Here is a 12,444-nt window from a genome sequence, read left to right as displayed (position 1 = left end):
CAGCCAAGGCGCAAAGGAGAGGCGCATGTATCCCTGGTTCCGCATGGCCAAGGAATTGTGGAAGTTCCGCAAGACCACGCTTGGCGCTTTCGACACCCATGTCAGCACCCATCGCTGCTGGCCCTGGGACATCGACCCGTTCCTGGAGCTGAACAACGGGCGCACCCTGACGCTCTATGACCTGGGCCGCCTGCCCTTTGGCTATCGCACCGGGGTCAATCAGGTGGTCAAGGCGCGGGGCTGGGGCATGGCGGTGGCGGGGGTTTCGGTGCGCTATCGCAAGCGGATCACCGCCTTCCAGGCCTTCACCATGAAGACGCGGATGCTGGGCTGGGATGCGCGCTTCGTCTATTTCGAACAAAGCATGTGGCGCGGCGGCGACTGTGCCTCGCAGGCGCTGATCCGCATGGCGGCGACGCGGGGGCGGACCGGCATATTGCCGCCCGCCGAGCTGGTGCAGGCCATGGGCTTGCCGCCGGAAAGCCCCGCCCTGCCCGGCTGGGTGCAGGCCTGGATCGCGGCCGATGCCGAGCGGCCCTGGCCGCCTGTTCGGTAACGGGGGGGCCTGCTGGCCGCCTCCCGGGGGCTTCGCGCCCCCGGACCCCCGCGGGATATTTGAGAACAGAAGAAGGGGCGAGGACGCCTTTGGGCGCGGCCAAGGCGGGTTGCCTGTCGCCGGGTTTCGGGGTTCACTCCGCGCCAAAGACGGGGCGGGCAGATGGGGCGGGCAATGGTCAGCGCAAAGAAACGCATCTGGGGCTGGTACTTCTTTGACTGGGCCAGCCAGCCCTACAACACGCTTCTTCTGACCTTCATCTTCGGTCCCTATTTCGCCGAGGTGGCGCGTGGCTATTTCGCCGCCGGGGGCGCCGATGCCGAAACCGCCGCCGCCCATTCGCAGGCCTATTGGACCACGGGCCAGACCGTCACCGGCCTATTGATCGCCGTCCTGTCGCCCATCCTGGGCGCCATCGCCGATGGGTCGGGGCGGCGGTTGCTGTGGATCTGGATCTTCTCGGTGATGTATTTCGCCGGGGCCTGGATGCTGTGGTGGACCTTTCCGCAAGTGCCGGGCCTGTTCTGGCCGGTCTTCTGGTTCTCGCTGGGCTTCATCGGCATGGAGATGGCGACGAATTTCACCAATGCGCTGATGCCCGACCTGACCGGGCAGGACGAGATGGGCAAAATCTCCGGCACGGGCTTTGCCTTCGGCTATGCCGGCGGCGTTCTGGCGCTGTTCATCGTTCTGTTGTTCTTCGCCGAGGATGGCGCGACCGGAAAGACCTTCATCGGCCTGTCGCCGCTGTTCGGGCTGGATGCCGCCGCGCGCGAGGGGACGCGGTCGGTCGGGCCGTTCACCGCGATCTGGTATGCGGTCTTCATGATCCCCTTCTTCCTGTGGGTGCGCGAGCCGGTGCTGCGCGGGGCGCGGCAGAATGTGGCGCAATCGCTGCGCGGGCTGTGGCAGTCGATCAAGGCGCTGCGGGCGCGGCGCAGCCTGGCGGCATTCCTGCTGTCCTCGATGCTGTATCGGGACTCGCTGAACGCGGTCTACGGCCTGGGCGGGGCCTATGCCTCGAACGTCATGGGCTGGTCGGTGGTGCAGAGCGGCATCTTCGGCATCCTGGCCGCCATCACGGCGGCGGTGTTTTCCTGGCTGGGCGGGCGGTTCGACGCGCGCTATGGGCCGAAGGCGGTGATCGTCTGGTCGATCCTGGCCTTGACGGCGGTGATCGTGGTGATGGTCGGGCTGACGCCGGATCAGTTCTACGGCATGGCTTTCGCCCCCGGCTCGGCCCTGCCGAACGTGATTTTCTACATCTGCGGCGCGGTGATCGGGGCGGCGGGCGGCACGGTGCAGGCGGCCAGCCGGACGCTGATGGTCTATCACGTCACGCCCGAGACGGCGGCTAGCGGCTTCGGGCTTTACGGCATGTCGGGCAAGGCCACGGCCTTCCTGGCCCCCGGGCTGATCACGCTGGCGACGCTGGCAAGCGGCTCGGCGCGCATCGGCATCGCGCCGCTGATCGGGCTCTTCCTTCTGGGGCTTGTCCTGCTAGTCTGGGTCCATCCCAAAGGCGAGACCGCAAGATGATCTTCCGCGCCCTCTTTTGCGCTGCCCTTCTGTTGCCCGCCCCCGCCATGGCCGAGACGCTGGCCAACAAGCTGTTCGGGGCGGCGCAGGCGCCCAGCCGGCAGGATGCGATGCCGATCGGATCCTATGCCCGGGGCTGCGCGGCGGGGCTGATGGAGCTGCCCGAGACCGGGCCGACCTGGCAGGCGATGCGGCTGTCGCGCAACCGCCATTACGGGCAGCCCGTGATGGTGCAATTCCTGGTCGACCTGTCGCAAGAGGCCAAGGCGCTGGGCTGGGGCAAGGGCCTGTATATTGGCGATATCAGCCAGCCGCGCGGCGGGCCGATGACCAGCGGACATGCCAGCCATCAAATCGGCTTGGATGCCGATATCTGGTGGCTGGCGCCCAAGCGGCTGAACCTGAGCGTGAAGGAGCGCGAGAATATCTCGTCCATCCCGATGCGGTCCGCCGACCAGCTTTCGGTCACCAAGAGCTGGGGGCCTAAGGCGCGGGCGCTGCTGAAAGTGGCGGCCAGCGATCCGCGGGTGGACCGGATCTTCGTGGCGGCGGCGATCAAGATCGAAATCTGCAAGACCGCCAAGAACAGCGACAAGAAATGGTTGCAGAAGCTGCGCCCCGTGGCCGGGCATGACACCCATTTCCATGTGCGGCTGAAATGCCCCAAGGGCTCACGCCTGTGCGAGACGCAGACCCCCACGGTGGCCGAGCTGTCCAAGGGTGGCAATGGCTGCGATGATACGTTGATGTGGTGGGTGACCGATTACCTGAACCCGCCCAAGGGCAGCGGCAAACCGAAAGACCCTGATGCGCCGCGCAAGAAGGGGCCCCGCGAATACACGATGGCGGACCTGCCGGGCCAATGCAAATCCGTGCTCGCCTCGGACTGACCGCGCTTTTCGCGCTGCTCTGCGGCTTGCAGGGGGCTGCGTCGCCGCAAGAACCGGTGGGCTTCATCTCGGCCTATCGCTGGCGCATGGACGACCGCCGCTTCGGTGGCCTGTCTGGCCTTGAACTTTCCGGTGACGGCTTGAACCTGACCGCGATTTCCGACAGCGCCAACTGGCTGACCGCGAAGATCACACGGGATGCGGAAGGCAAGATCACCGAGATCGGACAGGGGCAGATGGGGCCTTTGAAAGGCCCAAAGGGACGGCCCCTGAAATGGCCGCGCATGGACAGCGAAGGTCTGGCCATCGCGGCAGATGGCACAGCCTATGTGTCCTTCGAGGCCGAGACACGGGTGATGCGGTATGAACGGCTGGACGGGCCCGGAATCGACCTGCCCCTGCATCGTTCTTTCGCGCAGTTCCCGTTCAACGGATCGCTCGAGGCGCTGGCGATTGACGATCAGGGTCGCCTCTATACCCTGCCCGAGACCACCGACAGCCAGACCCTCCCCTTTCCTGTGCTGCGCTTTGACGGCAGCAAGTGGATCCAGATCTTCCGGCTGCCCCGCGAGGGCAATTTCCTGCCGGTTGGCGCGGATTTCGGGCCGGACGGACGGCTGTACATCCTTGAGCGCCGATTTCTGGGACTGGGCGGATTTGCCAGCCGCGTGCGCGCGCTTTACATCCCCGAACCGGGGGGTGCGCCAGAGGTCCAGACCGTTCTGGAAACCCCTCCCGGCCTGCATGACAATCTGGAAGGGCTTGCGGTGTGGCGCGACGGCGCGGGCGCGATCCGGCTGACCATGGTGTCAGATGACAATTTCAGCTTCCTGCTACGGACGGAGATCGTCGAATACCGGCTGCCCCAGTAACCCTTGGGCCAAGGAAGCCGTTGACCTGTTGCCACGCTGCCGCTAAAGCGCGCCGTCCCCTGACGAACGGGGCCAAGTGTCCGCTACCTTGTCAAAACGGAACCGATCAATGACCCGTCTTCTCCCTGGCATCCTTGCCATGGCCATCATCGTCGTGGCCTCGAACATCCTTGTGCAGTTCCTTTACGGTCAGTGGCTGACCTGGGGTGCCTTCACCTATCCTTTCGCCTTTCTGGTCACCGACCTGACCAACCGCCTGCAAGGTGCCCGCGCCGCCCGCATCGTGGTGATCGCGGGCTTTGTCGTGGGGGTAATCTGCTCGCTCATCGGCACGCAGATCATGTTGCACGGCGATGGCTATGACTATCCGGCCGTGACCCTGCGTATCGCGCTGGGCTCGGGCCTGGCCTTCCTTGTGGCACAGCTGATGGATGTGCATGTCTTCAACCGGCTGCGCGATGGAAGCTGGTGGCGCGCGCCTTTCGTCTCGACACTGGTGGGCGCGACACTGGACACCTGCCTGTTCTTCACCACCGCCTTCGCGGGCTTCCTGACCTTTCTCGAGCCGGGCAATGACACATCCTGGGCAACCGAAGCGGTGCCGCTGCTGGGTCAGGGTCCGGTCGTACCGCTGTGGATTTCGCTCGCCACGGCGGACTGGTGCGTGAAGATTGCGCTCGCCGTGATCGCGCTTGTTCCTTTTCGCATCATCGTTGGAAAACTCGTCGCAAGGGTTGCGTGATTTTTGTTGACGAACACAAAATCTGTGTCACGCTCGCCTTATCGGCAATCTTTTGAAAGGAGGTGATCCAGTGTCTAGAGTGATATTGGAGAGAGGTGTCCGGACAGTCGGGAGGAGTGTTTTCTAGGGGCAGCCCCCTGGTGAAACAGACCACCGATTGGGCCTTTCCCTAACTGGCCCATCTCCTTGGAACTCGGAAAGGGTCGCCCAAAGGGCGGCCCTTTCTCTTGTGGCGCAAGGGCTTGTGAACAGGCCGCGCCGATGCGAACCTGCCCGCCATGCTGCATGTGACCGAAACCATCGCCCTTGCCGACTGGGAGCTGACCGAAAGCTTCATGCGTGCCTCGGGGCCGGGCGGGCAGAATGTGAACAAGGTCTCCACCGCCGTCGAATTGCGCTTTGAGGCGGAACGCTCTCCGCATCTGCCCGCGCCGGTGAAGGCGCGGTTGAAGCGACTGGCGGGGCGGCGCTGGACCCAGGAAGGCGCGCTGGTGTTACAGGTCGACGAGACGCGCAGCCAGGCCCGCAACCGCGAGATCGCGCGCGAGCGGCTGGTCGAATTGATCCGTGCGGCGCTGGTCGCGCCCAAGCGGCGGATCGCCACCAAGCCGACGCTCGGCAGCCAGAAACGCAGGCTGGTCGCCAAAGCGGTGCGCGGCGAGGTCAAGGCGCTGCGCGGCAAGGTGGACGACGGCGAATAGCCCGTTCTGCGGGGGGGAATCGTTTGCGTCGGGGCGGATGACAGGCTAGCCAGCGCGGGACATGACGCTTTGGTGACGAAGCGGCGACAGTTTAGCGACAGGCATGCCATGACCGACCAACCGACCGGGCCGATCAACCGCTGGAAGACGCTGGACAAGGACCTTGACCGCATCGTCCTTCTGGAACAGGCGGCGGCGGCCATCTCGAAACCCACGGTTGCCATCGGCATTTCCCTTGTCTTCATCCTGATCTGCGGCCTGGCCGCGCTGGGGCTGACCGGGCAGGGCAGCGGCACGGCGATCATCGTCGCCGCTGCCGTCTTCGGTGCCTATATGGCGCTGAACATCGGCGCCAATGACGTGGCAAACAATATGGGCCCGGCAGTGGGGGCGAACGCCCTGTCGATGGGGGGCGCGCTGGTCATCGCCGCCGTTTTCGAGACGGCGGGCGCGCTGATCGCGGGCGGTGATGTGGTCACCACCATCTCGGGCGGGATCGTCGCGCCCGAGGCAGTGGCCGATCCGAACACGTTCATCTGGGCGATGATGGCGGCGCTGATCGCCTCGGCGCTGTGGCTGAACCTTGCGACCTGGCTGGGCGCGCCGGTTTCCACCACCCATTCCATCGTCGGCGGCGTCATGGGGGCCGGCATCGTTGCCGCAGGCTTCTCGGCCGTGAACTGGCCGACAATGGGCCAGATCGCGGCGTCCTGGGTGATCTCGCCGCTGCTGGGCGGCGCAATCGCGGCGTTGTTCCTGGCCTTCATCAAGGCCTATATCAACGACGTGCCGGACAAGCTTGGCGCAGCGCGGCGCTGGGTGCCGGTGCTGGTCGGCGTGATGGCCGGGGCCTTCGCCGCCTATCTGTCTCTGAAGGGGCTGAAGAAGCTGTTCGAGGTCAGCCTTGGCCAGGCCATGCTGCTGGGCCTGATCGTCGGCCTGGCGGTGACTTTCGCGATGCGCCCCGTGGTGCGCCGCCAGTCGGCAGGGATGGAGAACCGCAAGCGGTCGCTCAAGAAGCTTTTCAGCGTGCCGCTGATCATCTCGGCGGCCCTTCTGTCCTTTGCCCATGGCGCGAATGACGTGGCCAATGCGGTCGGCCCTCTGGCCGCCATCGTCCATGCCGTACAGGATGCGGGCACGGCGGAAAAGGTGACGATCCCGCTTTGGGTGATGATGATCGGGGCGGCCGGAATCTCGTTTGGCCTGCTGCTGTTCGGACCAAAGCTGATCCGCATGGTCGGGCAGGAAATCACCAAGCTGAACCAAATGCGTGCCTTCTGCGTCGCGCTTTCGGCCTCGATCACGGTGATCGTGGCGTCCTGGCTGGGGCTGCCGGTCTCGTCCACGCATATCGCCGTGGGGGCCGTGTTCGGTGTGGGCTTCTACCGCGAATGGCATGCCGAACGGCGGGCGCGGCAGTTGAAGCTGCAAAAGGGCAAGCCGCTCACCGCCGAGGAACGCCGCCGTCGCAAACTGGTCCGGCGGGCGCATGTCCTGGGCATCGGCGCGGCCTGGGTGGTGACGGTGCCGGTGTCTGCCGGCCTTTCCGCCCTGCTGTTCCTGGCGATGAACGCGGCCTTCTAGGACCGCTTCAGACCAGAAGCTCTTCGGCCACCTGCTTGCCCACGCCGAAGACGCGCTTGTAGCGCGCGATCTCGGTCGCGGGGCCCATCGCCTTGTTCGGGTTGTCCGACAGTTTGACCGTGGGCCGTCCATTGGCCGACACCGCCTTGCAGACGAGCGAGAAAGGCGCCAGCGCATCGCCGGGCACGAGGCCGCGGAAATCGTTGGTCAGCATGGTGCCCCAGCCAAAGGACACGCGGACGCGGCCGTGGAACTGGGCGTAGAGGCGCTCGATTTCCGCGACATCCAGCCCGTCCGAAAAGATCACCAGCTTCTTCGTCGGGTCTTCGCCGCGCTCTTTCCACCATTTGATGGCGATTTCGGTCGCCGCCGCCGGATCGCCGCTGTCGATGCGGATGCCGGTCCAGCTTGCCAGCCAGTCGGGCGCGCGCTTCAGGAAGCCTTCGGTTCCGTATGTATCGGGCAAGATGACGCGCAGATTGCCGTCATGTTCCTCATGCCAGTCGGCCAGAACCTGATACGGCGCCTGCGCCAGTTCGGCATCGGAGTTGGCCAGGGCCGAATAGACCATGGGCAGTTCATGCGCATTGGTGCCAATCGCCTCGATGTCACGCTTCATCGCGATCAGGCAGTTGGACGTGCCGGTGAATTTCGTCCCCAGCCCCTCCATCAGCGCCTGCACGCACCAGTCCTGCCACAGGTAGCTGTGCCGCCGCCGCGTGCCGAAATCGGCCAGCTTCAAATCCGGGATCTGGCGCAGGCGTTCCAGCTTTTCCCAGACCCGGGTCATGGCGCGGGCGTAAAGCACCTGCAATTCGAACTTGCCCATGTCGTGCAAGACCGCGCGCGAGCGCAGCTCCATCAGCACGGCCAGCGCCGGAATTTCCCAGAGCATGACCTCGGGCCATTTGCCTTCGAAGGTCAGCTCATATTGCCCGTCGCGCTTTTCCAGATGATAGGCGGGCAGGCGCAGGGCCTCGAACCATTCCATGAAATCCGAACGGAACATCTGGCGCTTGCCGTAGAAGGTATTGCCGCGCAGCCAGGTGCTTTCGCCGCGTTTAAGCGACAGCGACCGGACATGGTCAAGCTGTTCGCGCAACTCTCCCTCGTCGATCAGATCGGCGAGCCGCACCGATTTCGTGCGGTTGATCAGGCTGAAGGTGACATTCGTGTCCGGCTTGTTGCGGAAGATCGACTGGCACATCAACAGCTTGTAAAAGTCAGTGTCGATCAGCGACCGGACGATCGGATCGATCTTCCAATTGTGGTTGTGCACGCGGGTGGCGATATCGACCATCGGATCAGCCCTCCAGCACGACGCCGGCGTCGATCATCGCAGTTTCGGCCTCGATCAGGCTGCCATTTAGGTCGATCGCCCGGCTGGCGCTGCGCAGCACCACCGCATCAAAGCCCAGCCGCACCGCATCCATCGCTGAATAGGCCACGCAGTAATCGGTGGCCAATCCGACAAAGGTCAGCGTGGTGATGCCGCGGGCGCGCAGATAGCCCTCCAGCCCGGTCGGGGTGGTACGGTCATTCTCGAAGAAGGCCGAATAGCTGTCGATCTGCGGGCGAAAGCCTTTGCGGATCACCAGATGCGCGGGATCGCTGCGCAGATCCTTGTGGAAATCGGCGCCCTTGCTGCCGATGACGCAATGGGTGGGCCAGAGGACCTGCATGCCATAGGGCATCTCGGTGACCGAGAAGGGTTCGGCGCCCTTGTGATTGGCGGCGAAGGAGGCGTGGTCCTTCGGATGCCAGTCCTGGGTCAGCACCACACAGGGGAAATCATCCATCAGCGCATTGATTGCGGGGATGATCTGATCGCCGCCCTGCACGGCCAGCGCGCCGCCCGGGCAGAAATCATTCTGCACGTCGATCACGATCAGCGCCTCGGTGGGGTTGCGCATCGGCTTTCTCCTGTCCCGGATACCCTTGCGTAAGTCCCGGCCCGGGGGGCGTCAAGCGAAGCGCTTGAAATCCCGCAGGATCGGCGTCATTCACCCGGCCATGCTGACCGTCGCCGCGCTCTACCATTTCTCCCCCCTGCCCGATCCGGCCGCCCGGCGCGCGCCGCTGCTGGATCTGTGTCTGGCGCAGGGGGTGAAGGGCTCTCTCCTTCTTGCACAGGAAGGGCTGAATGGCACGATTGCCGGCCCCGCTGACGGGATCGCCGCGGTGATCGGCCATCTGCGCGCCTGGCCGGGCTTTGAGGCGCTGGAGTGGAAGACGTCCTACGATGCGGCCCAGCCCTTCGGACGGATGAAGGTCAAGCTCAAGCGCGAGATCGTGACGATGGGCGTCGCGGGCGTCGATCCCCGCGCCGCCGTGGGGCGCTACGTTCAGGCGAAAGACTGGAACGCCCTGATCGCCGCGCCGGATGTGGCGGTGATCGACACGCGCAACGATTACGAAGTGTCGCTGGGCACGTTCCAGGGTGCGGTAGACCCGCAGACCCGCGCCTTCCGCGACTTTCCCGCCTGGTGGGCGGCCAACCGTGACCGTTTCGCCGGCAAGCGCATCGCCATGTTCTGCACCGGCGGCATCCGCTGCGAGAAATCGACCAATTTCCTGCTCTCGCAAGGGGTCGAGGATGTCTTCCATCTCAAGGGCGGCATCCTGAAATATCTCGAGGACGTGCCCGTCGAGCAGTCGATGTGGCAGGGCGAATGCTATGTCTTCGACGGGCGCGTCTCGGTCGGCCACGGCCTGACGCCCGGCCGGAATTCAAGCTGCGGCGCCTGCCGCCGTCCGGTCACGCCGGAAGGCCGCACCCATCCCGATTATGAAGAAGGCGTCTGCTGCGCTGCCTGCGCGGGCGAATATTCCCAGGCCGATCGCGCCCGGTTCCGCGAACGGCAGCGCCAGATGCAACTTGCCGCCGCAAGGGGCGAAAGCCATCTGAGTCAGGGGCCGCAGTAAGCCCGCGCCGCTTCATCTTGGTGAAGATAACTCCGGGGGCCGGGGGGGGGAAACCCCCGGGGCCGGGGGCAAGCCCTAGGCCAGCAGGTCCCGCACCCGCGGAATGACCTTTTCGCCATACAGCCGGATACATTCCAGCTGCGCCGCATGCGGGATCGGGCCGGTGGTGTATTTCATGTCGAAACGGTCGAGGCCCAGGTCGCGCACCGTGGCCGCGATCTTGCGGGCGACCGTCTCGGGGCTGCCGACATAGAGCGCGCCATTCTCGACCTCATCAAGAAAGCGCTCTTTGGTCACTGGCGGCCAGCCGCGTTCGCGGCCGATGCGGCCGAACATCTCGGCGTGGGCCGGGAAGGCGATCTCGCGCGCCTGTTCGTCCGTTTCGGCCACGAAGCCGGGGGAATGCACGCCGACAGGCTTTTCCTTGCGGCCGAGTTGCGCGCAGGCGCGTTTGTAAAGATCGATATAGGGCAGGAAGCGGCGGGCATCGCCACCGATGATCGCCAGCATCAGTTGCAGATCCTGCCGCACCACGCGCACCACCGATTCCGGGCTGCCCCCGACGCCCACCCAGACGGTCAGACCCTCGGGGCCTAGTGGCGGATAGACGCGCTGGTCGATCAGGCCCGTGCGGGTTTCACCCGACCAGGTGACGGTCTCGTCGCGCACAAGGCGGGCGAAGAGATCCAGCTTCTCCTCGAACAACTGTTCATAGGCTTCCAGCTCATAGCCGAAGAGCGGGTAGCTTTCGGTAAAGGAGCCGCGGCCCAGAATCACCTCGGCCCGGCCATTCGACAGGGCGTTGAGGGTGGAAAACCGCTGGAAGACGCGCACGGGATCGTCGGTCGACAGGACGGTGACGGCAGTGCCAAGACGGATGCGGCTGGTGCGGCCCGCGATGGTGGCGAGCACGATTTCCGGGGCGGAAATCGCGAAATCGGGGCGGTGATGCTCGCCCAGGCCGATGAAATCGACGCCCACCTGATCGGCCAGAACGGCCTGTTCCACCACATCGCGCAGGACCTGATCCTGCGGCTGGGGCGCGCCGTCGGCGCCATGGGTCACATCGCCGAATGTATCAAGGCCAAGGGATAGGGTCATGGTCGCCTCCTGTTCGACGCCAAGATAGGGGTGCGGCGCGCACAGGCAAACGCCGATTCCGAGAGGGGTTCTGCGCGGCGGCGCAGGGTGGGATCAGGCCTTGTCGCGGGCGACAAGCTGGGTGCCGTCCTGGCGCACCTCGAAGCGGGGCAGCTTGCGGATCAGGTCTGACAGTTTCGCGCTGCCATAGGTGCGGGTGTCGAAATCGGGATTGGCCTGGGTGATGAACTGGCCGATCTGGCCCAGGGAATACCATTCGCCTTCCGGGTCGATGGCGCGCATGGCGGCAGCGATCAGCGGGATCGCCCCGGTCGGCGCCTCTTTCGTGTTCGCCCGGGGACCGGGTTCGCTGGGTTCGGGGTCGGGCATGTCGCGGGTGGTCTTATCCGGGCGCGGCTCGTCGGTAGCAGCGCCAAGGTTCTCGACATAGATGAAGCGCTTGCAGGCCATGCGGAAGGCCTCGGGCGTCTTCTTCTCGCCGATGCCATAGACATCCAGCCCCTGCTCGCGGATGCGCGCGGCCAGGCGGGTGAAATCGCTGTCGGAACTGACCAGCACGAACCCGTCGAACAGCCCGGAATGCAGGAAGTCCATCGCCGCGATGACAAGGCCGATGTCGCTGGCATTCTTGCCCTTGGTATTAGCGAATTGCTGGTCGGCCACCATGCCCAGCGCCGCCACCTTGCGCGCCCAGGCGTTCAACCGCAGGGCCGACCAGTCGCCATAGATGCGGCGGACCGAGGCCTCGCCCAGCGCGGCGATTTCCTTGAAGATTGCCTCGGCATAGGCGGCGGGCACATTGTCGGCGTCGATCAGCACGCAAAGGCGCGGCGCGCGGGTGGTGTCGGGCATCGGGGCCTCCATTCTGGCCCACAGTCTCGCAGGTTCCGCCGGAATCGGAAAGGCTCAGGCGGTCAGAGTCAGCGCACGGGCCCGCAGGATGCGCAAAGCCTCGGTCGGGGCGATCCCCAGAAGAAGCCCGCGCTGGCCAGCATTGATCCAGACTTTTGGCGCGCCCATCGACGCAGCATCGAACAGGGTCGGCACCCCACGCTTCTGGCCGAAGGGAGAGATGCCACCGACGCGATAGCCTGTCAGCTTCTCGGCCTTGGCGGGCGGCATCATCGCCGCCGCCTTGGCCGCGAACCCGGCCGCCACTTTCTTCATCGACAACTGCCGGTCCGACGGCAGCACGCAGCAGCCGGGCATGCCGTCCACCTCGACCATCAAGGTCTTCAAGGTCAGCGCGGGGTCCAGCCCCAGGGCTGCCGCAGCGGCCAGGCCCACCGCATCGGCATTGGGGTCGTAGTCATACGGATGCAGCGTCACCGCCACGCCCTGATCCGCCAGAAATTTCAGCCCTTGGGTTGATGCCATGCGCGGGCGGGGGTCACCCCCACTCCTTCTAGAAACGTCTCTAATACACGACGACGGCGCGGATGGACTTGCCCTCATGCATCAGGTCGAAGCCCTTGTTGATGTCCTCGAGCTTCAGCGTGTGGGTGATCATCGAATCGATCTCGATCTTGCC

At 65.2% G+C, this 12,444-nt stretch carries 13 protein-coding genes and 1 pseudogene; 8 read left to right on the top strand and 6 right to left on the bottom strand.

The annotated features are described in order from the left end of the window. Positions 1-25 precede the first annotated feature (25 nt). The 7 genes from ACED67_RS17185 (at position 26) to ACED67_RS17155 (ending at position 6,887) form a co-directional block, all read left to right on the top strand. Positions 26-556 carry an acyl-CoA thioesterase gene (locus ACED67_RS17185; RefSeq protein WP_395542946.1) on the top strand — a complete coding sequence of 177 codons (531 nt, stop codon included), beginning with the start codon at positions 26-28 and terminating at the stop codon, positions 554-556. A 174-nt stretch (positions 557-730) separates the two neighbouring features. Beyond that, a complete protein-coding gene (locus tag ACED67_RS17180; protein WP_395542945.1) occupies positions 731-2,095 on the top strand; it encodes an MFS transporter in 1,365 nt (454 codons plus the stop codon). After that, positions 2,092-2,985: a penicillin-insensitive murein endopeptidase gene (gene mepA / locus ACED67_RS17175; RefSeq protein WP_395542944.1), complete on the top strand. Its 894-nt coding sequence runs from the start codon at positions 2,092-2,094 to the stop codon at positions 2,983-2,985. The genes ACED67_RS17180 and mepA overlap by 4 nt, the downstream gene beginning before the upstream one ends. Further along, entirely contained in the window at positions 2,958-3,857 is a 900-nt protein-coding gene (locus ACED67_RS17170; RefSeq protein ID WP_395542943.1) for an esterase-like activity of phytase family protein, read from the top strand. The genes mepA and ACED67_RS17170 overlap by 28 nt, the downstream gene beginning before the upstream one ends. 109 nt (positions 3,858-3,966) lie before the next feature. After that, positions 3,967-4,599, top strand: coding sequence for a queuosine precursor transporter (locus ACED67_RS17165; protein ID WP_395542942.1), 633 nt, complete (start codon positions 3,967-3,969; stop codon positions 4,597-4,599). Positions 4,600-4,877: 278 nt separating this feature from the next. Further along, positions 4,878-5,300, top strand: a complete 423-nt coding sequence (arfB, locus tag ACED67_RS17160; protein ID WP_395542941.1) for an alternative ribosome rescue aminoacyl-tRNA hydrolase ArfB — start codon at positions 4,878-4,880, stop codon at positions 5,298-5,300. Positions 5,301-5,408: 108 nt separating this feature from the next. Beyond that, the gene (locus tag ACED67_RS17155; protein ID WP_395542940.1) at positions 5,409-6,887 is read left to right on the top strand and encodes an inorganic phosphate transporter; all 1,479 of its coding nucleotides are present in this window, start codon (positions 5,409-5,411) and stop codon (positions 6,885-6,887) included. Positions 6,888-6,894: 7 nt separating this feature from the next. On the opposite strand, the gene pncB is transcribed toward ACED67_RS17155, so the two are convergent. Together pncB and pncA are read right to left on the bottom strand one after the other, a co-directional pair. Then, positions 6,895-8,187, bottom strand: a complete 1,293-nt coding sequence (gene pncB, locus ACED67_RS17150; RefSeq protein ID WP_395542939.1) for a nicotinate phosphoribosyltransferase — start codon at positions 8,185-8,187, stop codon at positions 6,895-6,897. A 4-nt stretch (positions 8,188-8,191) separates the two neighbouring features. Next, on the bottom strand, positions 8,192-8,800 hold the full coding sequence (gene pncA / locus ACED67_RS17145; RefSeq protein ID WP_395542938.1) for a bifunctional nicotinamidase/pyrazinamidase: 609 nt from the start codon (positions 8,798-8,800) through the stop codon (positions 8,192-8,194). A gap of 100 nt (positions 8,801-8,900) precedes the next feature. Between pncA and trhO the strand changes: the two genes are divergently transcribed. Then, entirely contained in the window at positions 8,901-9,812 is a 912-nt protein-coding gene (gene trhO / locus ACED67_RS17140; RefSeq protein ID WP_395543145.1) for an oxygen-dependent tRNA uridine(34) hydroxylase TrhO, read from the top strand. Positions 9,813-9,887: 75 nt separating this feature from the next. Here the strand turns inward: trhO and ACED67_RS17135 are convergent, their stop codons facing one another. From ACED67_RS17135 to ACED67_RS17120, 4 genes and pseudogenes are all read right to left on the bottom strand, one after another. Further along, entirely contained in the window at positions 9,888-10,913 is a 1,026-nt protein-coding gene (locus tag ACED67_RS17135; protein ID WP_395542937.1) for an LLM class flavin-dependent oxidoreductase, read from the bottom strand. Positions 10,914-11,006: 93 nt separating this feature from the next. After that, the gene (locus ACED67_RS17130; RefSeq protein ID WP_395542936.1) at positions 11,007-11,765 is read right to left on the bottom strand and encodes an NYN domain-containing protein; all 759 of its coding nucleotides are present in this window, start codon (positions 11,763-11,765) and stop codon (positions 11,007-11,009) included. A 54-nt stretch (positions 11,766-11,819) separates the two neighbouring features. After that, a complete protein-coding gene (locus ACED67_RS17125) occupies positions 11,820-12,290 on the bottom strand; it encodes a YbaK/EbsC family protein (protein WP_395542935.1) in 471 nt (156 codons plus the stop codon). Between the two features lie 40 nt (positions 12,291-12,330). After that, positions 12,331-12,444, bottom strand: a pseudogene (locus ACED67_RS17120) (S-(hydroxymethyl)glutathione dehydrogenase); the annotation flags it as partial.

It is taken from the genome of Neotabrizicola paludis (assembly GCF_044142105.1).
In the GTDB taxonomy this organism is placed as follows: Bacteria; Pseudomonadota; Alphaproteobacteria; order Rhodobacterales; family Rhodobacteraceae; genus Pseudogemmobacter.
This window is presented reverse-complemented; position numbering and strand designations above follow the sequence as displayed.